Origin of the sequence: Streptomyces xanthochromogenes, assembly GCF_014650455.1 — a bacterium.
Classification (GTDB): domain Bacteria; phylum Actinomycetota; class Actinomycetes; order Streptomycetales; family Streptomycetaceae; genus Streptomyces; species Streptomyces xanthochromogenes.
On the sequence record NZ_BMUZ01000004.1, the window covers coordinates 674,984 to 701,941 of the forward strand.

Here is a 26,958-nt window from a genome sequence, read left to right on the forward strand (position 1 = left end):
GCCCCGCGCCGCACGCGCTCGTGCCCCTCGTCCGCCTCTTCCCACTCCTCGGAGGGCAGCGTGGCCCTTTCCTCCCCCGGTACCGGCATCCCCCTGGCCGTCACCGAACCGGCTTCCCGGCCCGCACGCGGGCTGCTTCCCCTGCTGCTGCTCGGCAACACCGCGATGTACGCCCTCTACATCGGCGTCCCCGGGGTGCTGCTCGCGCTGCAGATCGAGCACATCGACGCCGCGCACAAGGTCGCCGATTTCGGCCTCGTCTCCGGTGTCTCGGCGATCTTCGCGACCGTGTTCAACCCGGTGGCGGGCGCGCTCTCCGACCGTTCGGGGCGCCGCAATCCCTGGATACTCGGCGGCGGCCTGCTCGCGCTGCCCGTGATGCTGCTGCTCGGCACGGTCCACACTCTGCTGCTCGTGACCATCGTCTGGTGTCTCGGCCAGGCCGTCCTCAACGTCTACCAGGCCGCTCTCACCTCGGTGGTCCCCGACCGGGTGCCGCTTTCCGCCCGTGGAAAGGCGTCGGCCGCCGTCGGGCTCGGGCTGCCGTTCGGCTCCACCGTCGGCGCGCTGCTCGGCGCCGCCTTCTCCGACCACTACCGCACCGGATATCTCGTCTTCGGCGCCCTCATCGCCGTGGCCGCGGTCGTCTTCACGGCCGGGACCCGCGAGGAGAGACGGCCGGCGAAGGCGCCGCTGCCGTTCGCCCGACAGCTCGCCGCGTTCACCGGGGCGCTGCACGACCACGACTTCCGCTGGGCGTTCATCGGCCGGGCGCTGCTCGTGCTCGGGTACTTCTCGGTGGCCGGATATCAGCTCTACATCCTCCAGGACCACACCCACCTCCCGGCGGGCCTCTCGCCCGAGCACGCCGTGGCGGTCCTGACACCGGTCAACGCCGTCGCCATGGTGGTCTCCACCGTGCTCGGCGGCTGGCTGTCGGACCGCCACGACCGGCGCAAGCTGTTCGTCGGGGCCTCGGCGGCGCTCTCCGCGGCCGCCCTGATCATCCCGGCCGTCTCGCCGAGCTGGCCCGCGATGATCGCGTTCGCGGTCGTCAACGGCCTCGGCTTCGGCTGCTACATGGCGGTCGACACCGCACTCGTCACCCTGGTCCTGCCGAAGGCCGAGGACGCGGCCCGTGACATGGGCGTCCTGAACGTCGCCAACGCGGGCCCGCAGATCGTCGCCCCGTTCGCGGCCTCCCTGATCGTCTCGGCCAGCGGCGGCTACACCGCACTCTTCCTGGCCGGAGCGGTGCTCTCGGTCCTGGGCGCGCTCGCCGTGCGCCCGATCAGGTCCGTGCGCTGACAGACGTACGGGTCCGGGGCCCGCGCGCGCCTGACACGCGCACCGGTCCGGGGTCCGTATCCGTACGGTTCCGGGGCGGGCCCGCACCTGACCGCACCGCCCGCCCCGGGCCCGTACACCCTCCGACCGACGGCAACACCCGTACCGAAAGGCAACATCGTGCAGCTCAACACCCGCACCTGGGGCGAGGGCGACCGTGTCGCGCTCCTGATCCACGGGATCATGGCCGACCACCGCACCTGGCGGAAGGTGGGCCCGGCGCTCGCCGGGCGCGGCTATCGCGTCATCGCGGTGGACCTGCGGGGCCACGGCGCGAGCGGGCGCGGCGAGTACCGCCCCGAGCTCTTCGCCGACGACCTCGTCGAAACCCTGCCCTCCGGGGCGGAGTTGGCGATCGGCCACTCGCTCGGCGCGCTCTCCCTCTCGCTCGCCGCCGAGCGGCTGCGGCCGGCCCGCGCGGTCTACTCGGACCCCGCATGGAACGTCAACTCCCCGCAGGAGAGCGTGAGTCCGGAGATCTTCGCCCAGTTCAAGGCGGCGACCCGGGAGATGGTCGCGGAGCTCAACCCGCGCTGGGAGGAGGAGGACGTCGACATCGAGCTGGCCACGCTCGGGCTCTGGGACGAGAACACGGCTCTCGGTCTCGCCGCGATGTTCGGCTCGGACCTGGTCCCCGCGAAGGCCGTCGTCCCCTCCCTCGTCCAGCTCGCCGAGGCGAGCTTCCTCTACGACGCGGCCGAGGCGGCCCGCCTGGAGGCGCGCGGCTTCGAGGTCCGGACGGTCAAGGGCGCCGGGCACACCATCCACCGTGACGACTTCGACGGCTTCATGGCCTCGCTCGACGGCTGGATCTGATGTCGCCGGGCGGCCGGACCCCCGTTCCGGCCGCCCGGACGTTCCCACTCAGGCCGGGAGCGCGTCGACCGTGGGCACCACGACCCCGAACAGATCGGTGATCGCGGTGAGCGCGGCGGCCTGGAGGTCGTGCGCCGGCAGGACCGTGCCGGCGGGGGTGGCGAGCGAGCGGGTCGCCGTGGTCTCGGCGACGACCGTGGGCCGGTAGCCGAGGTTGAAGGCGCCCTGTGCGGTGTAGTTGACGCACATGTGGGTCATGAATCCGGCGATGACCAGGTCCTTGCCGCTGCCCGGGGCGGCGCCGAGCTCGGTGAGGGTCTGCTCCAGGTCGGTGAGGTGGAAGGAGTTGGGGAACTGCTTCACCACCACGGGCTCCCCGTCCTTCGGGGCCACCTCGTCGCTGATGGCTCCGATGTGGGCACGTATGTCGTACGGTCCGCCCTCGCCACCGTCGTTGATGATGTGCACGACCGGTGCGCCCGCGGCGCGGGCCTTCTCCAGCAGGCGCGCCCCGGCCGCGAGGGCCTCCTCGGCACCTTCCAGGGCCATCACGCCGGTGCGGTAGGTGTTCTGGTAGTCGACCAGGATCAGGACGCTGTCGCCGAGCTTCGGCGGCCGGCTGTCGAGGCCGACCACCTCGCGCAGGGGTGCGGAAGGACGGTTGCCGGAGTTCTGTTCGGTGCTCATCTGGAGCCTCTCGTAAGGGAATTGATGCATCATCAGGTGGAAGGGTGGTCGTGTTCCGGGCATGGCGAAGCCGTCGGGTTCGCGCTCGGGAGGACTCGTGGGGGTCAGGCGGGCTGGGTGCGGAAGCGGCGGCGGTAGGCGGCCGGGGTGGTCGCGAGCTGGCGTCTGACCGCCCGGTGCAGGGTCTCGACCGAGCCGAGCCCGGATGTGTTCGCGACCTCGTCGAGCGGGCAGTCGCTGGTTTCCAGCAGGCGCCGGGCCGCCTCCACCCGGGCGGCCTCGACATAGGCGGCGGGGCTGGCGCCGGTCTCCTGTTTGAAGACCCGGGCGAAGTGCCGCTCGCTCAGACACATGCGGGCCGCGAGGGCCTGGGCCGACAGGTCCTCGTCGAGGTGGTCGGCGATCCACAGGCGCAGCTCGTCGATGTCGCGCCGGGAGGTGGCGGGCCGGCTGAGCGGCACGGAGAACTGGCTCTGGCCGCCCTGGCGTCTGAGGTACATCACCAGCTGCCGGGCCACCGCGAGGGCCACCTCCTCGCCCTGGTCCTCGGCCACCAGCGCGAGGGCGAGGTCGAGGCAGGCGCTGATCCCGGCGCCGGTCCACAGCCGTCCCCGGTCCGTGCGGACGAAGATGGGGTCCGGGTCGACGGTGACCTCCGGGTGCTCGGCGGCGAGCTGGGCGGCCGTCAGCCAGTGGGTGGTCACCGTCCTGCCGTCGAGGAGTCCGGCCGCGGCGAGGACGTGGGCGCCCACGCACACCGACGCCACCCGGTGGGCGTGCGGTGCGGTGTCCTTCACCCAGGACACGACATCCGGGTCGATGCGGGCGACGGGCCCCGCGTCGGTGAGGTCGACCGCGCCGGGCACGAGCAGGGTGTCCACGCGCCGGCCGACCTCCGCGAACGACAGGTCGGCGACCAGCCGCACCCCCGCCGAGGTGCGCACCTCGCCGGCGGCGGGGCCGGCGAGGCACACCTCGTACCCGGCGTGGCCGCCGGTCTCCCGGTTGGCGAGGGCGAAGACCTCGGCAGGTCCGGTGACGTCGAGGAGGTCGACGTCGGGGAAGACCGCGATGACGACCCGGTGCGAAGTGGGCATGCACCCATCCTCTTCGCACCGCCTCGTGGCCGCAATGACGATTCCCTGTCACATCCGGACATGCGGACATCCGGTCGGCGGGCCGGCCCCGGGCGCCGCGGCGGTCGCGCCGGTCGGGCCCGTCCCCTTCGCTCCGCCGTCCCGTCCACCGCGCCGGGTCGCGCCGGTCCCGGTCGCTTCGGTCCCGGTCGCGACGCCGGTCTCAGTCGCGGCGCCGGGCGGCCCAGACCGTGCGCTCGGTCCGTACGGCGAGGTCGTCGCGGTGCAGGATGCTCTGCGGGCTTTCGGTGTCGAGGAGTTGGTCGTACGCCGCGAGGTCCTCGGCCGACAGGTTCCGCACCACGGTGTCGCGCATACGACGCAGGCTCTGCAGGGCATAGCGGCCGACGGCGTCGCTGTGGGAGCGGTCGAGGTGGACGGTGATCGTGCGGTGGTCCTCGATGGTGAACCCGGCTCCGGCCAGCATGGGCCCCCAGTCGGCGCCGCGGTTCGGCACGTGCTCGGCGTGGTGGCGCTCGCTCGCGGCGTGGCTGCGCTCCTCCAGACCGGGGCGCTCGGCAGGGGCGTCCTCGGGCAGGAAGCGCGGGAAGCTGGACAGTTCGACGACGGCGAACAGGCCGCCGGGCACGAGCAGGTCGTGGACCGCCCGCAGGGTGCGGTCCGGGTCGGCCATGTGGTGCATCGAGGCCGAGGCCCAGACGAGTTCGGGCGCATCGAGGTCGGGCCAGTCGATGTCGAGGTCGGCCCGCACCGTACGGACCCGGTCGGCCACTCCCTTGTCCTCGGCCTTCTCGCGCAGGCGCCGCAGATGGTCCGCCGAGCTGTCGACGGCGGTCACCCGGGCCCCGGGGAAGCGGGCGAGCAGGGCGAAGGTGCCGGTGCCGGTCCCGCAGCCCAGGTCGACGATGTGGTGCGGGTCGGCGGTGAGCGGGAGCGTCGCGGTGATGGAGGCGATGTGCTCGGCGAGCACCGCCGCGTCCAGGTCGAGGATCTCCGCCTCGCCGTCGGCGTCGTGCCGGAAGGGGTGGGCGTGCGGTCCGTGGCCGTGGCCGGTGTGGTGGTCGGGTGCCGTGTGCGGGCTTGCGTGACTCATGACGCCCACGCTAAGCCGGTCGTGCGGCCGCGGCGCGGCGCGCCCGCGAATGCGCAAGACGATGCCCCGATCGGCTGCCGAACGCGCAAGAGATCCGCCGGCCCGCGGCGGCCCGGCGATGCTCAGCCGGTGTCCGCACCACCGCTGTCACCGCGCTGATGACCGCGCCGGGCATCGCGGTCGAAGATGCCGAGCACCTCGCACGGGCCGCCCTCCGCCCCGATGGCGTGCGGCAGCATCGTGGGGAACTCGGCGGCCTGGTTCGTCTCGATGCGGATGCGGCGGTTGCCGAGCAGCAGCACCGCGGTGCCGGACAGGACGACGAGCCATTCGCGGCCGGGGTGGGCCCGCATCCGCGCCGGGTTGTCGGGCGGGGGCTCGGTCATGCGCTGGCGGATGACGCTCATCCCGGGGTCCGCCTTGACGGGCCAGCGCATCTGTCCGCGGGTGGCGTCGATGGTCGGGCTGGTGATGACGTCCTCGGCGGCGGTCTCCACGAGCTGGTCCAGCGTCGTGTCGAGGGCGCGGGCCAGGGTGACGAGGCTGTCCAGGGCGAGGCGGCGCTGCCCGTTCTCGATCCGGCTCAGCGTGGACTGGCTGAGGTTGGCCCGCGAGGCCAGCTCGTCGAGGGACCAGCCCTGGGCCAGGCGCAGGGCGCGGATCCGTTTGCGTACCAGGCCGTCCAGGTCGCCGTCGCTTTGCGTCATGGGCAGTACCGTATGCCGCACCCGCAACGTGCGCCCGGCGGGTCGGTTACGCTCCCCCGATGAGCGAGGACATGGTGGGGCTGCCGGGCCGGGTGACCGGAACGATCGGGCCCGGGCTCGTGGGTGAGGTCATCGTCAGGATTCGCGGCGGGGCGGAGCACTTCCTGGCCCACCCCGCGCCGGGCACCGGCCGGCTGGAGACGGGGACGGTCGTGACGGTGGTGGAATATCTGCCTCCGCGCACGGTGTACGTGATGGCCGCATACGACAACTGAGCACTCCCACGCTCACGTTGGCCCCCGCCTTCACCTGCGTGTTCGCCGGTGCGTATCAAGATTGCGACAAGGAACCGTCAGCGTCTTCCCGCCACCGGTGGCCGGGAGCAAACTCCCCTCGTCAGTGCCGAGCGGCACTGCGTGAAGGGGGCGTATGCCGATGGTCATCGGCGTCGCGGCGGGACTCGTTCTCGCCGCCATCATCGTTCTGGTAGGCCTGTTCAAGCTCATGTGGCGGGTGGCCGAACCGAACGAAGCACTCGTCATCTCCGGGTCCAAGCACCGGACCGAGGGGCTCGGCGAGGGCATGGGGTTCCGGATCGTCACCGGTCGCGGGACCCTGGTACTGCCCGGTGTACAGGCGGTCAGGAAGCTGTCGCTCGATCTCAACGAGACCGAGCTGTCGGTGGACTGCGTGACCCAGCAGGGCATTCCGCTGCGGGTGCGCGGCGTGGTCATCTTCAAAGTGGGCGACGACTTCGTGTCGATCGCGAACGCGGCCCGCCGCTTCCTCGACCAGCAGAAGATGATGTCGGACCGGGTGCACAACGTCTTCGCCGGTCATCTCCGTTCCATCGTGGGCGGGTTGACGGTCGAGGACATGATCCGGGACCGCGAGAAGCTCACCGGGCAGACCCGGGCGGCCTGCGGTACGGAGATGGAGAAGCTGGGCCTGATCGTCGACTCGCTGCAGATCCACGAGATCGAGGACCCGACCGGCTACATCAAGAACCTGGCGATGCCGCACGCCGCGGCGGTGCAGCGGGACGCGCGCATCGCGCAGGCCGAGGCCAACCTGCGGGCGACCGAGGCCGAACAGGCCGCGTTCGCGCGGATGTCGGAGGCGACCCGGGACAGCGAGATCCTGCAGGCCGGCTATCAGGCCGAGCGGGACAAGGCCGCGGCCAGTTCGCGCCAGGCGGGTCCGCTCGCGGACGCCGCCGCCCGGCAGGAAGTGGTGGTCCAGGAGACCCGGGTCGCCGAACTGGAGGCCCACCGGCGCGAACAGCAGCTCCAGGCGGACGTACGCAAGCCGGCCGACGCCCAGGCGTACGAGAAGCGGACGCTGGCCGAGGCCGAGCGTGACGCCCGCATCTCGGCCGCCCAGGCCAAGGCGAAGGAGACCGAGCTCGCCGCGGCGGCCGAGGCGACCCGGGTGAAGGCGGCCGCGGCCGCCGAGGCCCAGGCCACCGAGGCGCGCGGGCTCGCGGCCGCGAAGGCGACCCGGGCGACGGGCGAGGCGGAGGCCGCGGCGACGCAGGCCAGGGGCCTCGCGCAGGCCGAGTCGGCGAAGGCCCAGGGCCTCGCGGAGGCCGAGGCCATCAAGGCGCGGGCGGCGGCCCTCGCGGAGAACCAGGAGGCCGTGGTCGCCCAGCAACTCGCCGAGAACTGGCCCCAGATCGTGGAGGCGGGCGCCTCCGCCTTCGGCAATGTGGAGCACATGGTGCTCCTGAACGGCGCCGAGGGCATGTCGGAGATGTTCGCGAAGGCGCTGACGATGGGCGGCACGGGCCTGGGTCTCGCGCGCCAGCTGCTCGCGTCGATGAACCAGAACGGGGACGCCCCCGACGGGCCGTCCCCGGCCGCTCCTTCGCCCCGCTCGAAGCCCATACCGATCACCGAGGAGGTCAACGGGGGCCGGAACTAGGCCTGTTGGGCGGCCGGACGGCCCCCACCCGACCGGCGCGTCGGAGTGGGGGCCACCCTGCGCACCGGGTCAGACCGGGAGCGTCCGGGCGGCCTGCTGGTCGAGGTACTCCTCGTGGATCTCGCGCGGCCCGAACGGCCACACCTTCTCGAAGCGCGCCCACAGCAGGAAGGCGACGCAGCCGAGCGCGAGCCAGGCGAGCGACCATTCGATGGGATGGCGGCCCGGCGAGTTCTTGTCGGAGTATCCGTAGATGGTGAGCCAGCCGACCAGGGCGACCAGGCTCGGCAGCGGGTAGAGCCACATCCGGTACGGGCGGCGCAGTGCGGGCTGGCGCTTGCGCAGCACGGTCACGGCGAGGATCTGGGCGAGCGCCTGCACGATGACCATCACCGTGGTGAGCAGCTGGATGAGGGTGGTCAGATCGGTGCGGCGGCCGATCATGAAGCCGATGGCGGTGATGACGCCCATGGTGGCGAGGCCCAGCATCGGGAAGCGGTGCCGGGGGTGCAGCTTGGCGTAGGGGCGGAAGAACACCTTGTCGCGCGCGGCGTCGTACGGGACCCGGGAGCCGCCGAGCAGTCCCGCGAACACCGAGGCGAACGCGGTGATCAGGATGAGGACGGTCACCACGTCGGCGGCGGTCTTGCCCCAGGCCTTCTCCAGGACCGCGGAGGCGACCGAGGAGGAGGCGATGTCGTTCGGGTCCAGCATCCGGTGGTAGTCGATCACGCCGAGCGTGCCGATCTGGAGCAGCAGGTAGATCGCCATGATGCCGAAGATGGAGTAGATGATGGAGCGCGGCAGGGTGCGTCCGGGGTCCTTGATCTCGGCACCCATGTAGGCCGTTGTGTTGTAGCCGAGGTAGTCGTAGATGCCGATGGTGAGTCCGGCCGCGAACCCGATCCAGAAGTGACTGCTCGTCAACTCGAAGGCGCCGGCGGGGTAGTGGAAGGCGAGGTGGGGGCTGAAGTCGGTGGCGGCGGCGATGATCACCAGGCTCACCGAAGCGATCATCACGACCCACATCACGGCGGTGATCCGGGCGATGTTCTCGATCCCCCGCCACAGCAGCAGGACCACGAGCGCGATGATGCCCAGCCCGATCAGGTCACCGGCGGTCCTGCCGAGGTCCGGGGCCAGGTAGCCGAGGTACTGCACGAAGCCGACGACGCCGGTGGACATGGCGAGCGGGATGAAGAGCATCGCCGTCCAGACGAAGAGGAACGGCATGAGGCGACCGGTGCGGTACTGGAAGGCCTGGCGCAGATAGACGTAACTGCCGCCGGAGCCCGGCAGCGAGGCGCCGAGTTCGGCCCAGATCAGACCGTCCGCGAGCGCGAGGACCGCGCCCGCCACGAACCCGATGACGGCCTGGGGGCCGCCGAAGGCGGCGACCATCAGGGGGATGGTCACGAAGGGGCCGATGCCGCACATCTGGCTCATGTTGATGGCGGTGGCCTGGAAGAGCCCGATCCGGCGGACGAAGCCGCCGGCGGGCGGAGGGGTTGCGGACACGGGGTCCTCCCTGGGCTGATGTCTGGATAAGGAAGCTACTGCCGACGCGTGGCGCAGGGATTCCCCTCGGCAGGGGGCGTGCTTAAGTTAAGTACCTTTACTTTCACCGTCAAGGGGTCGTCAACGAGCCGCTCGGAGCGATGCGTGAGAATGATGTGATGACCAGCAGCGACGAGGGTGGCGACCTGCCCTGGAACCCCCAGCGCCAACGCAGTTCCAACGAGCGCCTGCTGCTCGACCGGCTGCGCGCCGAGGGCCCGGCCTCCCGCGCCCAGCTCGCCCGCGACACCGGTCTGTCCAAGCCCACCGTGTCCAGCGCACTCGCCTCGCTCGAAGCGGCCGGCCTGGTCCGCGAGGCGGGCACGATGACCCCCGAACGGGGCCGGGCCGCCGTGCTCTACGCGCCCGACCCGACGGCCGGTTACGCGCTCGGCATCGACATCGGCCGGGCCTGGCTTCGCATCGCCCTCGCCGACCTCGACGGCACGGTGGTGGCCCGCTCCGAGGTCCGCAACCACGCGCGCACCTCGGCCTCCATGGCCGATCTCGTCGTCACCAGCGCCCACCGGCTCGTCGAGGGCTCGGGCGTGGACGCGGACAAGGTCGCCCAGGCGGTGGTCGGCACGCCCGGCGTGTACGACGCCGAGAAACGACGGGTCCGCTACGCCCAGCATCTGCCGGGCTGGGGCAGACCGGGCCTGTTCGACCAGATGCGGGACCGGCTCGGCATACCGCTGGCCGTACGCAACGACGCCAATCTGGCGGCCCTCGGCGAGTACACCTTCGGCATCGGCGCCGGCAGCAGGCTCTTCGTCTACGTGATGATCGGCACCGGTCTCGGCATGGGCGTCGTCAGCGAGGGCCAGCCCTTCACCGGGGCGCACGGCGGGGCCGGCGAGATCGGCTTCCTGCCGTGGCCGGGCGGCCGGCAGCCGGACACCCTGGAGGACGCGGTCTCCGGAGACGCGGTCGTCGCGGCCGCCCGCTCGCTCGGCATGGCGGGCACGCTCACCGCGAAGGACGTCTTCGACGCGGCGCGGGCCGGAACGCCCGCCGCAGTCAAGGCGGTTCGGTTGGAGGGCGAGCGGATCGCGCACACCGTCGCCGTCGTCGCGGCCGTCCTCGACCCCGATCTCGTGGTGCTCGGCGGGGGCGTCGGCCACAGCGCGGACCTGCTGCTGCGCCCCGTCCGCGAGACGCTGCGAGCACTCACCCCGCTCAGGCCGAAGGTGGCGCGGAGCTCGCTCGGTGAGGACGCGGTGCTGCTCGGCGCGGTGGCCACGGCTCTCGGCACGGCACGGGACGTGGCCTTCGAGCGGCGCACGGCGCACTGAGGACACGGTGTCACTCCTCGGGCCTGTGATTGACATGCGCCTATCAGCGCCTCCAGCGTCCCCAAGAAGTCAGTAAGGTTCCCTTACTTGGGGTGGCCGCCTGGGCGTCCACCCGTAGCGATGCGCGGAAGTCCCGACCAGCCCCCTGGGAGACCACCGTGTTCCACCGCCCCGTCTCCGTACGCCCGAGGACCGCCGCCGTAGCGGTGCTCGGGCTGCTCCTCGCCCTGACCGCCGGCACCTCGTCGGCCACACCCGTCGCCCACCCCCGCCCCACCCCCGCCACCTCCGTCGATCCGGCCCCGGGCCGCGCGACCGCGCTCGCCGGGTACGCCGTCCGGTCGACGGCCGAGGTCACCGACTCCCCCGCCGCCGTTTCGAGCCCCGGCTACTCGACGGCCGGCTGGTACCCGGCCGGCCCCCGTTCCACGGTCCTCGCCGCGCTGCTCGCGGCCGGCACCTACGCCGACCCCTTCTATTCGACCAACCAGCAGAAGATCCCGAAGGCGGACTTCACGGTCCCGTGGTGGTACCGCGCGGACTTCGACGTCACCGACACCGCGTCGCGCACCCGTCTCGACTTCAGCGGGGTGATCTCGGCGGCCGACGTGTACGTCAACGGCAAACAGGTCGCCGACAAGAGCGCCGTCACCGGCGCGTACACCCGACACGAGCTGGACGTGAGCGAGTTGGTGAAGGCGGGCACGAACACGGTCGCCTTCCGCGTCCAGCCCAACGACCCGAAGAAGAACCTCACGATGGGCTGGATCGACTGGCTGCAGCCGCCTCCGGACGAGAACATGGGCATCGTCCGCGATGTGCTGGTCCGGCGCGGCGGCCCGGTCGCGCTGCGCGACGCGCACGTGGTGACGGCCCTCGCGGTGCCGTCCCTCTCCTCGGCCGACCTCACCGTGAAGGCCGAGGCCCGCAACGACTCGGCGGCCCCGGTCACGGCGAGGATCCGCGGCACGATCGGCGAGATCTCCTTCGGCCAGGACGTGACGCTCGCCCCGCACGAGACGAAACCGGTCATCTTCACCCCGGCCACCCATCCCCGGCTCCGCCTGGCCGCACCGCGGGTGTGGTGGCCCGCGGGCATGGGCGCGCAGCCCCTCTACGCCCTCGACCTGACCGCGTCGGTCTCGTCCCGCACCTCCGACGCCGCGCACGAGACGTTCGGCATCCGCGATGTGAAGGCCCCGCTCAACGCCGCGGGCGCCCGCCAGTACGCGATCAACGGGCGCCCCCTGCTGATCAAGGGTGGCGGCTGGTCCCCCGACGCGTACCTGCGCTGGGACCGCACCTACGTGGAGGACCGGCTCAGGTACGCCCTCGACCTCGGGCTCAACACCATCCGCCTGGAAGGGCACATCGAGCCGGACGAGTTCTTCGACCTCGCCGACCGCTACGGCATCCTCACCCTCCCCGGCTGGGAGTGCTGCGACAAGTGGGAGGGACAGGTCAACGGCGACGAGACGGGCGACCCGTGGACGGCCGCCGACTACCCGGTGGCGCGGGCATCCATGGCCGCGGAGGCCGCCCGCCTGCGCGACCACCCCAGCGTGATCTCGTTCCTGATCGGCAGCGACTTCGCGCCGGACAGGACGATCGAGAAGACGTATGTGGACGCACTGGACGCGGCCGACTGGCCGACACCGGTGGTCGCCGCCGCGTCCGACAACTCGGCCCCGATCAGCGGCAGTTCGGGCATGAAGATGACCGGGCCCTACGACTGGGTGCCGCCCGACTACTGGTACGACAAGCGGGAGGGCGGAGCGACCGGCTTCAACTCCGAGACCAGCGCGGGGCCCGACATCCCCACCCTCGACACCCTGCGCCGCATGCTGTCACCGGCCGAGCTCGCCACCCTGTGGAAGTCCCCCTCGGCGAAGCAGTACCACCGCTCCCCCTCCGCCACCTTCGCCACCCTCAAGCTGTACGACGACGCCCTGACCGGCCGCTACGGCGCCCCGGCCGGCCTCGACGACTACGTACGCAAGGCGCAGCTCGCCCAGTACGAGAACGTACGGGCCCAGTTCGAGGCGTACGGCCGCAACGCCAAGGACGCCTCGAAACCCGCGACCGGTGTCGTGTACTGGATGTTCAACAGCGGATGGACGTCCCTGCACTGGCAGTTGACGGACCGTTACCTCGACCAGGGCGGCGCCTACTTCGGCGCGAAGAAGGCGAACGAGCCGCTGCACATCCAGTACTCCTACGACAACCGCGCGGTGACCGTGGTCAACAGCCGTCCGGCCGCGGCCTCCGGACTGACCGCGCGCGTCTCGCTGTTCACCCCCGAGGGCATCCGGAAGTACGACCGCACGGTGACGGGTGTCGACGTCGCCGGCGACGGCGCGAGCAGCACGGCCCTGACCGTCCCCGCGGTGAGCGGCCTCCCCGCGACCTATCTGGCGAAGCTCGTCCTCACCGACGGTTCGGGCCGCGAGGTGAGCCGCAATGTGTACTGGCTATCCACCAGGCCCGACACCCTCGACTACGCCCACACCGACTGGTTCCACACCCCGACCACGTCCTACGCCGACCTCAGGGGCCTGTCCGCGATGCCGAGGACGCAGGTGAGGGCGACGGACGTGAGCACGACGGCCGTGGACGGCACCTCGACGACGACGGTGACCGTGCGGAACACGGGCTCCGGTGCGACCCCGGCGCTCCTGACGGACGTACACCTGGTGGAGCCGAAGGGCACCCCGGTCCTGCCGGTCCGCTGGTCGGACAACCAGGTGACCCTGTGGCCCGGCGAGTCGGCGACCCTGACCGCGACCTACCGCACCGCGGACCTGCACGGCGCGGCGCCGCGCCTGCGGGTGTCGGGGTGGAACGTGCCGACGGCGACGGTGGCGGGGAGCTGACCGGCCTTCCTTTTGACATGCAGCCGTCCGGGTGCCAATCATGGAGAGGCAGCCGGACAGCTGCATGACTGGGGGTGAAGACACATGGACGCGGTGTTCAGAGCCCTGGCGGACCCGAGTCGACGTCGGCTCCTCGACCGGCTGCGGGACCACGACGGGCAGACCCTGCGGGAGCTGTGCGCCGGGCTCGACATGGCCCGCCAGTCGGTGAGCAAGCACCTGGCCGCCCTGGAGGGCGCCGGTCTTGTCACCACGGAGCGCCGGGGGCGGGAAAAGCTGCACTACCTCAACGCCGTCCCCATCAACGCCATCGCCGAGCGGTGGATCAGCCGCTTCGACCGCGGCCGGGTCACCGCCCTCGCGGATCTGAAGAGAGCACTGGAGCAGAGCCCCATGGACAGCAAGACGTTCGTGTACACGACCTACATCGCCACCACCCCCGAGCGCCTGTGGCAGGCGCTCACCGAGCCCGCCTTCACCGAGCGTTACTGGGGCGTGGCCTTCGAGAGCGACTGGACCACGGGCGCCCCGCTCGTCTGGAAGCAGGGCGGAGCCACGATGAGCGACCCGGAACAGGTGGTCATCGTCTCCGACCCGTACCGTCAACTCGCCTACACCTGGCACACGTTCACCGAGCAGTGGGCGCGGGCGGTGGACATCGCCGAGGAGGTGCGGGCCGAACTCGCCGTGGAGCGCCGCTCCACCGTGACGTTCGACCTCGAACCCCAGGGCCGCCAGGTCAAGTTGACCGTGACCCAGGACTTCGACCCCGAGGGCATCCTGCACGGCATGTGCAGCCAGGGCTGGCCGCCGGTCCTGTCCAGCCTGAAGACCCTCCTGGAGACGGGCGAACCGCTCCCGGCGCCCTGAGCACCCGCGGCCGAGCGCATGCTCGGAGCCGGGGCCGGTGTATTCCGGCTCCGCCCGGATCCAGCCATGTTCAGACACGTCCCAGGACCGGCCACACCGCGGGGTCCTCGAAGCCGAGGGCCCAGATCGCGGTGTGGTGGATGCCGTAGCGGCTCAGCACCGGCAGGTCCGCGGTGAGGCCCGCCGCGTCCTGGTACCAGACCTGCCGGACGGCGCCGTCCTCCTCGTAGGTGAAGTGGGGCGTGCCGGAATCGGGGTCGAGGCGGTACGGCGCACCCTTCGCCACGCGCAGGGCCTCGGCCTCCTTCCACGTCACGTGGCGGGTCTTCCCGCCCTCCATCCAGTCCCACCCGTACGCGGGCACGCCCATCTCCAGGCGGTCGGCAGGGATCAGCACGGTGGCCCGGCGCAGGATGTCGTCGTACCACTGGGGGCTGGCCAGCGGGCCCGCGTCGCCGCCCTGCCAGTGCAGGTCGTACCCCATGATGCGGACCCGGTCGGCGACCCGGCCGAGCGCCGCGTAGTCCCAGATCCGTCCGGTGGTCGCGGTCTGCGGGGACACCGTGAGCACGCAGCTCTTGGCCAACGCGCGCAGCCGCCCGCACAGTTCGCCGGCGAAGGCGGCATAGGCGGTGCGCACCGCCGGGTAGTCGGCGTCGCCGGTCGGGGCGATGGACTCGTAGTCGATGTCGATCCCGTCGTACGCCCGGCTGCGCACCAGCGCGAGCAGCGTCTCGACATGAGTGGTACGGGCGGCCGGGTCCGTGAGGATCGCCGCCAGCTCGCCCGCCTTCAGCGTCTCCATGACCGTCGGCACGACCTTGATTCCCGCCTGGTGCAAGCCGTCGATGATGCGGGTCTCGCCCGCGCCCGGGTGGCCGTCGATCCGGTCGGCCGCCTTCGCCTGGTACCAGAACGGGCTGACGGTGTGCAGCTGGTCGGCATGCCGCAGCACATCCGCGTACGCGCCCTCCTGGTCCCAGTACGGGAGCCAGCCGGAGACGGTACGCGACGGGGGCGCGGGGAGTGGTTCGCCGGCGCGTGCCGGGGAGTGGAGGAGGGCGGTCAGGGTCGCGGCGGTGGCGCACAGGGCGGCGAGGCGCGTTCGCGCGCCGGAGCGAAGGGGCATGCGTCCGAGCCTGCGGCCCTACCGGCCCGCCCGCGCCACGAATTGGGCCGTACAGGCCCTACGGTGTCCGGATGACTGCGTATCTCGACGATCACACCGACCGCCCGCCGCTGCCCGGCCGAAGCGGCCCGACCGCCACCAGCCAGGCCGACCCCCACGAGGTGGCGGCCGTGCGCATGGACTACGCCCCGGACCGTGACGGCGATCCCGATCCCGGCGAGATCGTGTGGACCTGGGTGCCGTTCGAGGAGAACGACGGGCGGGGCAAGGACCGGCCGGTGCTGGTGGTGGCCCGCGAGGCGGCCGGCACGCTGCTCGCCGTGCAGCTGTCCAGCAAGCGGCACGACCACGACCGCGAATGGGTGCCGATCGGCGTCGGCCCGTGGGACCGGGAGGGCCGTGAGTCCTGGGTGGACCTCGACCGGGTGCTGCGGCTGCACGAACAGGGCATGCGCCGCGAGGCCTGCGCCTTGGACCTGCCCCGCTTCGCCCTGGTCGCGGAGCGGCTGCGGGAACGGTACGGCTGGCGCTAGACGGCCTCGTTCCGGGCCGGCGCCCCTGCCCGCCGCCATCGCTCCGGGCAGGGGCATCGGCCCCGGCGCACGGGCGCGGCGCGCACCGCTATGTCCAGGCGCGTTCGAACGCACGCACCGTGGCCCGTTCGCTGCCGCGGTCGAGGACCGCGAAGACGACCTCGTCGAAATGGGCCGCGAACCTGCCCTCCCCCGTCAGGTGGGTGCGAAAGGCCTCGGCCACCCGCGCCGGGTCGTTCCGGAACACCCCGCAGCCCCACGCGCCGAGCACCAGACGCCGGTAGCCGTGCAGCGCGGCCGTCTCCAGCACGCGTTCGGCCCGCGCGTCGAGGGCGGGCCCGATGCGGGGTGCCGCTTCGGGCGTACGGGACCTGATCACTCCCGCGTTCGGCGCCGGCGAGGTCAGGAAGCCCACCCGAAAGGGCGCCTCCAGGAACCGGCCGCGGTCGTCGCGGAACACCGGGACGCCGGGCGAGTGGATGACGCGGTCGGTGTAGAAGACGTCCCGGTCCGCGCGGTGGTGGGCGTAGAACTCCGGGACGCGCAGCAGCGTGGCGTACAGGGCCGAGGAGCGGCACAGCGCTTCCTCCTGCGCCTGGGCCCCGTTGAGGAAACCGCCGCCGGGGTTGCGCGCGGAGGCGAAGGCGAGGACCGCGACCCTGCCCGTTCCGTCCGCGTGGACCATCCGCCGGGCCGCGTCGAGGCTGCTCTCCGGGGTGACCTGGACACGGGTCGCGCGGTCGCGGTCGGGGGTGACCGGGACGGGGTCCGGGCCGTGCAGGGTGGTCCCGGCGAGAGCGGCCGCCACCGGCTCGGCGATCGAGACCGTACGGCCGTTCCCGGTCACGTAGCGGCCGATGTCGGTGATCTCCACCGTGTGGCGGGCAATCGCGCGCAATCGTACACTCATGAACGGCATCGTGAACCTGTGCGAAAGATTGTCGCAATCGAATATCCGCCCGGGGAGGCGCTCTTGTGCGCGGCGGCGCCGAAGACTTAGGTGGGACGCCATGTGTATCCGAGCCCCCGGAAAGGCGGACATCCGCCCATGACCGCAGGTGAGTTGACCGAGACAGAGGCCGAGGACCTGCTGCGATGTATCTGCTTCAAGACGGGTCCGCCACGCACCGTGGGCGTGGAGCTGGAATGGCTCGTCCACGATCTGCACCAGCCCCTGCTCCCCGTTCCGCACGACCGACTCCGATCCGCCTACGCGGCCCTGCGCGCCCTGCCGGTGCGCACGCCCCTCACCGTCGAACCCGGCGGTCAGCTTGAGCTCAGCTCGCTGCCCGCCGCATCCCTCATGGAGTGCATCTCCACCGTCTCCGCGGACCTGATGACGGTCCGCGGCGCCCTCAAGGAGCGCGGCCTCACCCTCGTCGGACTCGGCCAGGAACCCCGGCATCCCCCGCGCCGCATGCTCCGCGAGGCGCGGTACGACGCCATGGAAGCCCGGTTCGACCGCACGGGTCCCGCGGGCCGGGCCATGATGTGCTCCTCGGCGTCCGTGCAGGTCTGCCTCGACGCCGGGTACGAGGAGCCCGGCCCGCTCGGCTTCGGGCGGCGCTGGCTGATGGCCCACCTCCTGGGGGCCGTCCTGGTCGCCGCGTTCGCCAACTCACCTTTCCAGCAGGGGCGTTCGACCGGCTGGCGTTCGGTGCGGCAGGCCAACTGGAGCGCCATCGACCCGGTGTGCGCGCTCGCCCCACCGCTCCACGCCCCGCCGCGCGCGTCCTGGGCGGCACACGTCCTGGACGCCCCGGTCATGTGCGTGCGCTCCGACCACGGGCCGTGGTCCGCCCCGCCGGGCCTCACCTTCCGGCAGTGGCTGCGCACCAAGGCGCCGCGGCCGCCCACCCGCACCGATCTCGACTATCACCTCACCACCCTGTTCCCGCCGGTCCGGCCGCGCGGCCATCTGGAACTGCGCATGATCGACGCACAGCCCGGCGACGACGGATGGACCGTGCCGCTCGCCGTGACCACCGCGCTCTTCGACGACCCGGAGGCGGCCGAGCTCGCCTACCGGACCGTCAAACCCCTAGCCGAGCGCGCCGGTTCACAGCCCGCGCCACGCAATCCGCTCTGGCGCGCGGCGGCCCACGACGGTCTCGCCGACCCCGAGTTGCGCGAGGCGGCCATGGCCTGCTTCACGGCGGCGCTCGGCGCGCTCCCCCGGCTCGGCGCCACCCGGGACGTCCAGGACCGGGTGGCCGACTTCACCGATCGCCATGTCGCACGAGGCCGATGTCCGGCCGACGACACACCCTCGCCCGCCGCACCGAAGGACCTCCACCTATGACCGACCCGGAGCTGCTCAGGGCCCGCGCCCTGACAGCGCTCACCGCTGCGCGCGCCCGCACCGGCACGCTCACCTCAAGCGTCGACGACCACGAACTCACCGCACAGCACTCGCCGTTGATGTCCCCGCTCGTCTGGGACCTCGCGCACATCGGCAACCAGGAGGAGCAGTGGCTGCTGCGTGCCGTCGCCGGCCAGGACGCGATCCGGCCGGAGATCGACTCCCTGTACGACGCCTTCGAGCATCCGCGTGCCGCGCGCCCCACCCTGCCGCTGCTCGCCCCCACCGAGGCGCGCCGGTACGCCGCCGATGTGCGGGGCCGGGCCCTGGACGTACTGGAGAGCACCCCGCTGCGCGGCGGTCCGCTGACGGACGCCGCGTTCGCCTTCGGCATGATCGCCCAGCATGAACAGCAGCACGACGAGACCATGCTGATTACCCATCAGCTGCGGTCGGGCCCTGCCGCGCTCACCGCCCCCGAGCCGCCGCCCGGCTCCACCGAGGGTCTGCCGTCCGAAGTCCTCGTACCTGGCGGCCCGTTCACCATGGGCACCTCGACCGAACCCTGGGCGCTGGACAACGAGCGCCCGGCCCACCATCGCGTGGTCTCCTCCTTCCACCTCGACACGACCCCGGTGACCTGTGGCGCCTACCTCCGCTTCATCGAGGACGGCGGCTACCGCGAGGAGCGCTGGTGGGACCCCGCGGGCTGGACGATGGTCCGCGAACACGACCTGAACGCACCGCTGTTCTGGCGCCGGGAAGGCGGCCAGTGGCTGCGGCGCCGCTTCGGGGTGACCGAGCCGGTGCCGCTGGACGAGCCCGTCCTGCATGTCAGCTGGTACGAGGCCGACGCCTACGCCCGCTGGGCCGGGCGGCGCCTGCCGACCGAGGCGGAATGGGAGAAGGCGGCCCGTCACGACCCGGTCTCGGGCCGCTCGCGGCGCTACCCCTGGGGCGACGCCGACCCGACCGCGGCGCACGCCAACCTCGGCCAGACCCATCTGCGTCCCGCGCCCGCCGGCGCCTACCCGGAGGGACAGTCCCCCCTCGGAATCCGGCAGTTGATGGGCGACGTGTGGGAGTGGACGTCGAGCGACTTCCTGCCCTACCCAGGATTCGTGGCCTTCCCCTACCGCGAGTACTCGGAGGTGTTCTTCGGCCCCGGGCACAAGGTGCTGCGCGGTGGGGCGTTCTCGGTGGACGAGGTCGCCTGCCGGGGCACCTTCCGCAACTGGGACCTGCCGGTGCGCCGGCAGATCTTCGCCGGCTTCCGCACCGCACGGGATGACGCCTGATGTGCCGTCATATCGCTTACACCGGACCGCCGCTGGCGCTGGAGACGCTTCTCGTCCGGCCGTCGCACGCCCTGTACCGGCAGTCGTGGGCGCCGCGCCGCCAGCGCTACGGCACGGTCAACGCCGACGGCTTCGGCGTCGGCTGGTACGCGGACGGCGACCCCGCCCCGGCCCGCTACCGGCGGGCCGGGCCGATCTGGGCCGACCCGAACTTCGCGGACCTGGCCCGGGTGGTGCGGACCGGGACCCTGCTCGCCGCGGTGCGGGACGCCACCGAGGCGGGCGCGGACGGCGAGGCGGCGGCCGCGCCGTTCGCCTCCGGGCGCCGGCTGTTCAGCCACAACGGCGCCCTGCGGGGCTGGCCCGGCAGTGTGGCAGGACCGGCTGCCGCACTGCCCGCCGAAGCCCTGCTCCGCCTGGAGGCGCGCTGTGACTCCGCGTTCGTGTGGGCACTGGTCCTGCACCGACTCGACAGCGGTGACGAGCCGGGGCAGGCATTGGCCGACACGGTCGTCGAACTGGCCGCCGCGGCACCCGGCTCGCGACTGAACCTGCTGCTCACCGACGGCGGGACCATCACCGCGACCGCCTGGGGCGACACCCTCTGGTATCTGCACGAGCCCGGCCGTTCCACCGTCGTCGCCTCCGAGCCCCACGACGACGATCCGCACTGGCGCGAGGTGCCGGACCGCACCCTGCTCACCGCCAGCCGCACCGACGTCCTCCTCACCCCCCTCAAGGAGCCCCAGTAGTGCGCCCGTTCCAGCTGACCCGCACCCTGCCCGAGGACGCCACCGGGGCCGCACTGCGCGCCGATGTGCTGCACGGTCTGACCCGGGCCCCCAAGTCCCTTCCGCCGAAGTGGTTCTACGACGCTCGTGGCAGCGAGCTGTTCGAGGAGATCACCCGGCTTCCCGACTACTATCCGACCCGCGCCGAGCGGGAGATCCTCGCCGACCGCGCTGCCGACATCGCCGCCGCGACCGGGGCACACACGCTGGTCGAACTGGGCTCGGGTTCCTCCGAGAAGACCCGGCTGCTCCTGGACGCGCTGCCCACGCCGCTCACGTACATCCCCGTCGACGTGAGCGAGAGCGCGCTGACCGGGGCGGCCGACGGGCTGCTCGCCGACCACCCGGACCTGCGCGTCCACGCGCTCATCGCGGACTTCACCCGGGTCCTCGAACTCCCCGAGGCACCCGGGCCCCGGCTCGTCGCGTTCCTCGGCGGCACCATCGGCAACCTGCTGCCCGCCGAGCGCGCCGAATTCCTGACCTCCGTACGGAAGTTGATGGCTCCGGGTGACTCGCTGCTCATCGGGACCGACCTCGTCAAGGAGGAGTCCGTCCTGGTCCGCGCCTACGACGATCCCACCGGGGTGACGGCCGCGTTCAACAAGAACGTGCTCGACGTCATCGACCGGGAGCTGGACGCGGACTTCGACCCGGACGACTTCGACCACGTGGCGCTGTGGAACCGCGAGGAGGAGTGGATCGAGATGCGGCTGCGGGCCCGCCGCGACGTGGTGGTGAAGATCCCGGAACTCGACCTGGTGGTCCCGTTCGCGGCGGGCGAGGAACTGCGCACCGAGATCTCGGCCAAGTTCCGCGAGGAGGGCGTACGGGCCGAGCTGAGCGCCGCCGGGTTCGTGCCCGGCCACTGGTGGACGGATGCCGCCGGACGGTTCGCGCTCTCCCTGGCGACGGCCGGCTGAGCCGGGCGCGCGGGCCCTGCGGTCGTTGGCGACCGCCGGGCCCGCGCCTCTACCGAACCAGCGGCCGTGCGCGGCCGTGGCCGTACGGCATCCCGTGCCCGAACATTTCCGCGCCCCGCCCGGAATCAGTGGCCGCCGGGCACCGCCTCCAGGACGAAGACGGGGATGTCACGGTCCGTCTTCTCCTGGTACTCCGCGTAGTTGGGGAACGCCGCGACGGCCCGCTCCCACCACTCGGCCTTCTCCTTGCCCGTCACCTCACGGGCCGTCATGTCCTGGCGTTCGGTGCCGTCCTGGAGCTCGACGCGGGGATCGGCGACGATGTTGTGGTACCAGAGCGGGTTCTTGGGAGCACCGCCGATCGAGGCGACCACCGCGTAGCGGCCGTCGTGCTCGACCCGCATCACCGGGGTCTTGCGCAGCTTGCCGCTCTTGGCGCCGCGCGTCGTCACCAGGACCACCCGCATGCCGTTCAGCGACATTCCCTCGGCTCCGCCGGATCGCTCGATGAGGTCGACCTGTTTGCGCACCCACTCGGTGGGGGTCGGCTCGTACTCGCCGTCGAGAGGCATGGTGGGGTCCCTTCGTCCGTGAACCTGGGGGCCGGCCGTGCTTCGGCCGGCCTCTGTGCGAACGCCGTCGGCTCCCCTCATCTTCCCCGCGACGTCCGCGTTGCGCGCCGCGGGACACCGGCGCACGACAGGAAGGCCGGAATCCGCCGGGCGGACAGGAAGGCCTGATTCGAACGCTTGCCCGTTACGGCTGCGGGCAGCGGACGGGATGTGCAGTTCCGCGTCGGACGATCTTCCGCAGACTCCCCCGAGGATGTGCCACCGATGGCGACTCCAGCCGCTTCCCAGCCCCCTGCCCAGCCCTCGCGTGGCCGTCCGCTGCGGGCCCGTTCGGCCTGGTCGGGCGCCCTCATCGGGGTGGGCATCGCCGCCTTCGTCGACGAGACGGTGTTCCACCAGCTGTTGCACTGGCACCACTTCTACGACCGCTCGACGCCCGGCGTCGCCCTGGTCTCCGACGGTCTGTTCCACGCCTTCGGCTGGTTCGCCGTGGTCATCGGCCTGGTCCTGGTCGCCGATCTGCGCCAGCGGGCGGGCCTGGTGCGACGCGCGCTCGTCGGCGGCATCCTGGCCGGCGCGGGGGCGTTCCAGCTGTACGACGGCACGGTCCAGCACAAGCTGATGGGGCTGCACCAGATCAGGTACCACGTCGACCTCGTGCCGTACGACCTGACGTGGAACGTCCTCGCCGTGGTGTTCATCGGCGTCGGTGCCGTCCTGCTCCGCGGCGCCGCGCGAGGCCTCAACTCGGCTTCCGCACAATCGAGTTGATGCAGCATCAGCAGGACGGCCCACTGGCCCTTCTCGCGGCCGGGCTCGCGGTGGGCGGGGCGGTCGTCCAGGCACTCGCGGCCGCCCGGCTGCGGCGCCGCGGGGATCGCTGGTCGCCGCTGCGGGACCTCTCCTTCACGGCCGGGGCGGCGGTCCTGGCAGCGGTCGCCCTCATCGCGCCGCCCGGCGGCACCTTCACTTCCCACATGGCCCAGCACCTGGCCACCGGCATGGTGGCCCCGCTGCTGATCGTCCTCGGCCGTCCGGTCACGCTCGCGCTGCGCTCGCTGCCACCGGGCGGACGGCGGCGCCTCCTCGCCGTGCTGCGCTCCCGGCCGGTCGCGGCGCTCGCGTATCCACCGGTGGCCGCGCTCCTCGATGTGGGCGGCCTCTGGCTGCTGTACCGCGGCCCGCTGTTCGCGGCCGCACACGAACGGGCCTGGCTCGGGGCCCTGATCCATGTGCACGTCTTCGCGGCGGGGCTGCTGTTCGCGGCCGTCGTCTGCGCGCTCGACCCGCTGCCGAGCCGGCCCGGCATCGTCCTCAGAGGGGCGGCGCTGGTCGGCGCCGGAGCCGCGCACGCCGTCCTCGCCAGGACCCTGTACGCGGCTCCCCCGCCCGGCACCGCCTTCGGCGCGCGCGACCTCGCGGCCGCCGCCGAGCTCATGTACTACGGCGGCGACCTCGTGGAGATCGCCCTCGCGGCCGTCGTCGGGCTGCGGTGGTACGCGGCCTCCGGCCGTCGCCTGGCCCGCGAGAGCCGCCGCGGGGCGGGCTGCGAGGCGCCGCCCGCCTCAGCCTCGTACGGTCAGTGAGGCCGTGTGCGCACGGACCTGTTCGGGGGTCAGATAGGCGTCCGTGTACTCGAAGTCCTTCAAGGTGGCCGCCTTTTGAGCCTGGAAGCCGGTGCGCACGAAGTCGTCGCCCGCGACCGCGTTCAGCATCCAGTTGGTCAGGACCCTGGTCTTGGCCACGTTGGTGCGCAGCGCGGACCAGTGGTACCCGCGCGCCACCACCTGGGCGGGCAGGCCGCGCAGTTCGATGCCGAGCGGCTTGGAGACGGCGTCGCGGCCGCCGAGGTCCACGACGAGGCCGAGGTCCTTGTGGATGTAGGGCGCGAGCGGCTGGTTGCGCAGCGAGGCCACGATGTTGTCGGCGAGCCTGGGGCCCTGGCGCATCGCGTGCTGTGCGGTGGGCGGGCAGAAGGCGCCCTCGCCCTTGGCGAGGTCGGGCACGGCGGCGGCATCGCCGAGCGCGAACACGCCGTCCATCCCGGGCACGGTCAGCTCGGGGGTGACCAGGAGCCGGCCCCGCTCGGTCTCCGCGTCGAGGGTGCCGACCAGCGGGCTGGCGGCGACGCCCGCCGTCCAGATGAGGGTGCGGCAGGGCAGCACGCGGCCGTCGGTGAAGGTGACCTTGTCCGGGCCGGCCTCCGCGATCGAGACGCCGAGCGAGACCTCGATGCCGCGCTTCTGCAGGATCTGCAGGGCGGCCCTGCCGAGCTTGTCGCCCAGCTCGGGCATGAGTTTGGGCGCGATGTCGATGAGGTGCCACTTGATCTGCCGCGGGTCGAGACGGGGGTACCGCTTGATCGCGTTCGTGGTGATCCGCTGGAGGCAGGCGGCCGTCTCGGTGCCCGCGTAGCCGCCGCCGACCACCACGAAGCGCAGCCGCGAGGCCCGCTCGTCCTCGTCGTCGCTGGCGTCGGCCAGGTCGAGCTGGGAGATGACGTGGTCGCGGATGTACGCGGCCTCCGCCAGGGTCTTCATGCCGCGGGCGTGCTCGACGAGGCCGGGGATGTCGAAGGTGCGGGTCACACTGCCGGGGGCCAGAACGATGTAGTCGTACGGCTGGTCGAGTGTCTCTCCGGTGATTTTGCGGATGACGCAGATCTTCGCCTTGGGGTCCACGCCGATGGCCCCGCCCGGGATGATCCGGGTGCGGTGCTTGGCGCTGCGCCGCAGGGAGACGGCCACCGACTGGGGCGTGAGCACCCCGGAGGCGACCTGGGGCAGCAGGGGCAGGTAGAGCTGGTACGAGAACGGGGTGACCAGGGAGATCTCCGCTTCTCCCGGTTGGAGGCGGCGTTCCAGGCGCCGTACGCATTCGACTCCGGCGAAGCCGGCGCCTACGACGAGAATCCTCGGTCGTGCCACGGTGTGCGTCCTTTCCCTGGGACCTGAGAACGGGGACGAGAACTGGGCCCGTCCACTGCCCGAGTGCCCCTGACCGGCGTTCGTCAACATCCCCATAGTGATCAACCCGGCGCGGGCGCACCACCGAATGCCGCCACCCGGCCATGCGAAACGGCGCCGCCCGGCCGGAATCGCTCCGGTCGGACGGCGCCGTTCGTGTGCGGGTGGGACGTCAGGCGACGACGCCGCTGTCGCTGATGACGACGGTGGCGCGCGGGGCGCCGCTGCGGGTGCCGAGCGCCTCGATCTTCTTCACGAGGTCCTCGCCCTCGACGACCTCGCCGAAGACGACGTGCTTGCCGTCCAGCCAGGGGGTGACGACGGTCGTCACGAAGAACTGGGAGCCGTTGGTGCCCGGGCCCCGGTTGGCCATCGAGAGCAGGAACGGCCGGTCGTGCTTGAGGTCGAAGTTCTCGTCGGCGAAGGTGGCGCCGAAGATGCTCTTGCCGCCGGTGCCGTTGCCGTGCGTGAAGTCGCCGCCCTGGAGCATGAACTCGGGGATGACGCGGTGGAAGGTGGAGCCGGCGTAGCCGAAGCCGTTCTGGCCGGTGGACAGCTCGCGGAAGTTGCGGGCCGTCTCCGGGACGACGTCGTCGAAGAGCCGGAAGACGATGCGGCCGGCGTTCTCGCCGTCAATGGTGATGTCGAAGTAAACGTTCTGCATGGGCCCCATCCTGACATCCGCCGTCCCGCGGCTCGATCCCGGCTCGCCCCACCGCCTCCGCACGACCCGAAACCAGGCCCCGCGCACGGGCGCGGCCCGCGGAGAATCAGGCCCCTGCGAACCTGCGCTTCTCCGTACGGGCGCACGCCGGCTCAGGGGAACAGCAGGGACGTGATCCGGTCCGAGGCGGTCTTCGCGGCCTTCTTCGGATCGGCTCCGTTCAGGACGGCCGTCATGTACGGCTTGATGGGGTTGTCCGCCTCGACGGCGGGCCACTGCGGCGCGTTGGGGGTGGCCCGGCCCTGCGCGGCGCCCCTGGCCATCGTGGCAGTGCCGGCCTGGCCCTCGACCGCGGGCGCCAGACTGGACTTGTTGGGCACGTAGTTCATCGTCGTGGCCAGGTCGGTCTGCCACTTCTCGCCGGTCAGCGCCGCGACGACCTGGACGGCCTCCGCCCGGTGCGGAGTCCTGCGCGGGATGATCAGGTCGGAGCCCCCGGTGAAGACCGCGCCCGGCTTCGCGTCCGTGGGCCCCGGGATCGGGAAGTAGCCGAGCTTGTCGGCGAGGGCCGGGTTGGCCTTCTGGATGGCCTTGGCCCCGCCCGGCACCGCGATCATTTGGGCGACCTTGCCCTGGGCGAAGACGCCGGCCTGCGGCGGGGTCTCCTCGTCGGCGTTCTTCGGCCCCTGGCCGAGCGCCTGGAGCTGCTTGTAGAACTGCATGCCGCGCAGCGCGGCCGGGCTGTCGAGGGCTCCCTTCCAGTCGCCGGTGTCCTCCTGGGCGAGCTGCCCGCCCTCGTCCCAGACGAATCCGGCCAGCGTGTACCAGTCCTGACCGGCGAGGTAAATCCCCTGGTTTCCGCCGGAGTTGAGCTTCGCCGTGTCGGCCAGCCACTCCGCGCGGTCCTTCGGCGGCTTGGTGATCCCGGCAGCCGCGAAGAGGTCCTTGTTGTAGATGACCACGCGGTTGGCGGCGTACCACGGAATGCCGTACTGCATGCCGTCCACGTTGCCGGGCTGGGCGAGGCCCGGCAGCCAGGCGTCGCTGCCCCAGTCACGGATCGACTCCAGGGTCATGTCGAGCAGGCCGCCGCTGGCCGCGTACTGGGGGACCTGCGTGTTGCCGACCTCGATGACGTCCGGTGCGTCCTTGCCCTTGAGGGCGGCGTCGATCTTCTCGCCGATGCCGGTCCACTCCTGGATCCGGACGTCGAGCTCGACGTTCTTGTGCTGCTTCTCGAAGTCGCGCTCGAAGCGCTGGACGAAATCGTCGGACGCGCTGTTGCGCATCAGCCAGACGGTCACCTTGGTGGTGTCGTCGCCGAATCCCGGCAGTGTGCCGCAGCCGCCGGCGGCACAGACCGACACCAGCGCGAGCGAGCAGGCAAGGGCGCGATGGATCCTCACGAAAGGTCACCTTCTGCGTGTGGGCAAGCAGTCATGACCCGACATGGGGGGCAAGCGCGAAGGGCTTGTTCGGGTGTTGCCTCGTGAGTTTGGTATGGACCAATCAGGT

General features: G+C 71.9%; 25 protein-coding genes. 14 read left to right on the forward strand and 11 right to left on the reverse strand.

Annotated elements, in window-relative coordinates; translation table 11 throughout:
- Nucleotides 1–60: 60 nt before the first annotated feature.
- Nucleotides 61–1,308 (forward strand): MFS transporter, encoded by a 1,248-nt coding sequence (locus IE267_RS14080; RefSeq protein ID WP_189763417.1) that lies wholly within the window; start codon nucleotides 61–63, stop codon nucleotides 1,306–1,308.
- 159 nt (nucleotides 1,309–1,467) lie between these two features.
- Nucleotides 1,468–2,163: an alpha/beta fold hydrolase gene (locus tag IE267_RS14085; protein ID WP_189763418.1), complete on the forward strand. Its 696-nt coding sequence runs from the start codon at nucleotides 1,468–1,470 to the stop codon at nucleotides 2,161–2,163.
- 48 nt (nucleotides 2,164–2,211) lie between these two features.
- Here the strand turns inward: IE267_RS14085 and IE267_RS14090 are convergent, their stop codons facing one another.
- The 4 genes from IE267_RS14090 to IE267_RS14105 all read right to left on the reverse strand — a co-directional run bounded on the left by IE267_RS14090 (nucleotide 2,212) and on the right by IE267_RS14105 (nucleotide 5,747).
- Complete coding sequence (locus IE267_RS14090) at nucleotides 2,212–2,850, reverse strand: cysteine hydrolase family protein (protein WP_189763419.1); 639 nt, start codon at nucleotides 2,848–2,850, stop codon at nucleotides 2,212–2,214.
- Nucleotides 2,851–2,954: 104 nt separating this feature from the next.
- Nucleotides 2,955–3,947 (reverse strand): GlxA family transcriptional regulator, encoded by a 993-nt coding sequence (locus tag IE267_RS14095; protein WP_161258480.1) that lies wholly within the window; start codon nucleotides 3,945–3,947, stop codon nucleotides 2,955–2,957.
- Nucleotides 3,948–4,149: 202 nt separating this feature from the next.
- Nucleotides 4,150–5,040, reverse strand: coding sequence for a class I SAM-dependent methyltransferase (locus IE267_RS14100; protein ID WP_189763420.1), 891 nt, complete (start codon nucleotides 5,038–5,040; stop codon nucleotides 4,150–4,152).
- 122 nt (nucleotides 5,041–5,162) lie between these two features.
- A complete protein-coding gene (locus IE267_RS14105; protein WP_189763421.1) occupies nucleotides 5,163–5,747 on the reverse strand; it encodes a helix-turn-helix domain-containing protein in 585 nt (194 codons plus the stop codon).
- A 71-nt stretch (nucleotides 5,748–5,818) separates the two neighbouring features.
- Between IE267_RS14105 and IE267_RS14110 the strand changes: the two genes are divergently transcribed.
- Nucleotides 5,819–6,022, forward strand: a complete 204-nt coding sequence (locus IE267_RS14110; protein ID WP_161244409.1) for an NfeD C-terminal domain-containing protein — start codon at nucleotides 5,819–5,821, stop codon at nucleotides 6,020–6,022.
- Between the two features lie 154 nt (nucleotides 6,023–6,176).
- Nucleotides 6,177–7,670, forward strand: a complete 1,494-nt coding sequence (locus tag IE267_RS14115) for a flotillin family protein (RefSeq protein WP_189763423.1) — start codon at nucleotides 6,177–6,179, stop codon at nucleotides 7,668–7,670.
- A gap of 69 nt (nucleotides 7,671–7,739) precedes the next feature.
- Here the strand turns inward: IE267_RS14115 and IE267_RS14120 are convergent, their stop codons facing one another.
- Nucleotides 7,740–9,188: an APC family permease gene (locus IE267_RS14120; protein WP_189763424.1), complete on the reverse strand. Its 1,449-nt coding sequence runs from the start codon at nucleotides 9,186–9,188 to the stop codon at nucleotides 7,740–7,742.
- A gap of 158 nt (nucleotides 9,189–9,346) precedes the next feature.
- Between IE267_RS14120 and IE267_RS14125 the strand changes: the two genes are divergently transcribed.
- The 3 genes from IE267_RS14125 (at nucleotide 9,347) to IE267_RS14135 (ending at nucleotide 14,265) form a co-directional block, all read left to right on the forward strand.
- Nucleotides 9,347–10,522 (forward strand): ROK family transcriptional regulator, encoded by a 1,176-nt coding sequence (locus IE267_RS14125; protein WP_167151913.1) that lies wholly within the window; start codon nucleotides 9,347–9,349, stop codon nucleotides 10,520–10,522.
- Between the two features lie 158 nt (nucleotides 10,523–10,680).
- The gene (locus IE267_RS14130) at nucleotides 10,681–13,395 is read left to right on the forward strand and encodes a glycoside hydrolase family 2 protein (RefSeq protein ID WP_189763425.1); all 2,715 of its coding nucleotides are present in this window, start codon (nucleotides 10,681–10,683) and stop codon (nucleotides 13,393–13,395) included.
- Nucleotides 13,396–13,479: 84 nt separating this feature from the next.
- Nucleotides 13,480–14,265: an ArsR/SmtB family transcription factor gene (locus tag IE267_RS14135; protein ID WP_189763426.1), complete on the forward strand. Its 786-nt coding sequence runs from the start codon at nucleotides 13,480–13,482 to the stop codon at nucleotides 14,263–14,265.
- A gap of 70 nt (nucleotides 14,266–14,335) precedes the next feature.
- Here the strand turns inward: IE267_RS14135 and IE267_RS14140 are convergent, their stop codons facing one another.
- Nucleotides 14,336–15,394 (reverse strand): glycosyl hydrolase family 18 protein, encoded by a 1,059-nt coding sequence (locus IE267_RS14140; protein ID WP_167151917.1) that lies wholly within the window; start codon nucleotides 15,392–15,394, stop codon nucleotides 14,336–14,338.
- Between the two features lie 71 nt (nucleotides 15,395–15,465).
- Between IE267_RS14140 and IE267_RS14145 the strand changes: the two genes are divergently transcribed.
- Nucleotides 15,466–15,927, forward strand: a complete 462-nt coding sequence (locus tag IE267_RS14145; RefSeq protein WP_167151919.1) for a type II toxin-antitoxin system PemK/MazF family toxin — start codon at nucleotides 15,466–15,468, stop codon at nucleotides 15,925–15,927.
- A gap of 88 nt (nucleotides 15,928–16,015) precedes the next feature.
- Here IE267_RS14145 and IE267_RS14150 read toward each other — a convergent pair whose 3' ends face one another.
- Nucleotides 16,016–16,837: a TIGR02452 family protein gene (locus IE267_RS14150; RefSeq protein ID WP_189763427.1), complete on the reverse strand. Its 822-nt coding sequence runs from the start codon at nucleotides 16,835–16,837 to the stop codon at nucleotides 16,016–16,018.
- A 138-nt stretch (nucleotides 16,838–16,975) separates the two neighbouring features.
- Between IE267_RS14150 and egtA the strand changes: the two genes are divergently transcribed.
- Genes egtA through egtD form a run of 4 tightly spaced genes read left to right on the forward strand, consistent with a single transcriptional unit; the run spans nucleotide 16,976 to nucleotide 21,241 of the window.
- Complete coding sequence (egtA, locus tag IE267_RS14155) at nucleotides 16,976–18,229, forward strand: ergothioneine biosynthesis glutamate--cysteine ligase EgtA (RefSeq protein WP_189763428.1); 1,254 nt, start codon at nucleotides 16,976–16,978, stop codon at nucleotides 18,227–18,229.
- Nucleotides 18,226–19,527 carry an ergothioneine biosynthesis protein EgtB gene (gene egtB / locus IE267_RS14160; protein ID WP_189763429.1) on the forward strand — a complete coding sequence of 434 codons (1,302 nt, stop codon included), beginning with the start codon at nucleotides 18,226–18,228 and terminating at the stop codon, nucleotides 19,525–19,527. Before egtA ends, egtB begins: the two co-directional genes overlap by 4 nt.
- Nucleotides 19,527–20,279 carry an ergothioneine biosynthesis protein EgtC gene (gene egtC / locus IE267_RS14165; RefSeq protein WP_167151929.1) on the forward strand — a complete coding sequence of 251 codons (753 nt, stop codon included), beginning with the start codon at nucleotides 19,527–19,529 and terminating at the stop codon, nucleotides 20,277–20,279. The genes egtB and egtC overlap by 1 nt, the downstream gene beginning before the upstream one ends.
- Entirely contained in the window at nucleotides 20,279–21,241 is a 963-nt protein-coding gene (gene egtD, locus IE267_RS14170) for an L-histidine N(alpha)-methyltransferase (protein WP_167151931.1), read from the forward strand. Before egtC ends, egtD begins: the two co-directional genes overlap by 1 nt.
- Before the next feature lie 125 nt (nucleotides 21,242–21,366).
- Here the strand turns inward: egtD and IE267_RS14175 are convergent, their stop codons facing one another.
- On the reverse strand, nucleotides 21,367–21,813 hold the full coding sequence (locus IE267_RS14175; protein ID WP_161252411.1) for a nitroreductase family deazaflavin-dependent oxidoreductase: 447 nt from the start codon (nucleotides 21,811–21,813) through the stop codon (nucleotides 21,367–21,369).
- Nucleotides 21,814–22,077: 264 nt separating this feature from the next.
- Between IE267_RS14175 and IE267_RS14180 the strand changes: the two genes are divergently transcribed.
- Nucleotides 22,078–22,584, forward strand: coding sequence for a DUF2243 domain-containing protein (locus IE267_RS14180; protein WP_189763430.1), 507 nt, complete (start codon nucleotides 22,078–22,080; stop codon nucleotides 22,582–22,584).
- Nucleotides 22,584–23,399, forward strand: a complete 816-nt coding sequence (locus tag IE267_RS14185; protein WP_189763431.1) for a cytochrome c oxidase assembly protein — start codon at nucleotides 22,584–22,586, stop codon at nucleotides 23,397–23,399. The genes IE267_RS14180 and IE267_RS14185 overlap by 1 nt, the downstream gene beginning before the upstream one ends.
- On the opposite strand, the gene IE267_RS14190 is transcribed toward IE267_RS14185, so the two are convergent.
- The 3 genes from IE267_RS14190 to IE267_RS14200 all read right to left on the reverse strand — a co-directional run bounded on the left by IE267_RS14190 (nucleotide 23,379) and on the right by IE267_RS14200 (nucleotide 26,849).
- Complete coding sequence (locus IE267_RS14190) at nucleotides 23,379–24,740, reverse strand: NAD(P)/FAD-dependent oxidoreductase (RefSeq protein ID WP_161252404.1); 1,362 nt, start codon at nucleotides 24,738–24,740, stop codon at nucleotides 23,379–23,381. The genes IE267_RS14185 and IE267_RS14190 overlap by 21 nt on opposite strands.
- A 211-nt stretch (nucleotides 24,741–24,951) precedes the next feature.
- Nucleotides 24,952–25,443, reverse strand: coding sequence for a peptidylprolyl isomerase (locus tag IE267_RS14195; RefSeq protein WP_167151938.1), 492 nt, complete (start codon nucleotides 25,441–25,443; stop codon nucleotides 24,952–24,954).
- A 152-nt stretch (nucleotides 25,444–25,595) separates the two neighbouring features.
- On the reverse strand, nucleotides 25,596–26,849 hold the full coding sequence (locus IE267_RS14200; protein ID WP_167151940.1) for an extracellular solute-binding protein: 1,254 nt from the start codon (nucleotides 26,847–26,849) through the stop codon (nucleotides 25,596–25,598).
- Between the last annotated feature and the right edge of the window lie 109 nt (nucleotides 26,850–26,958).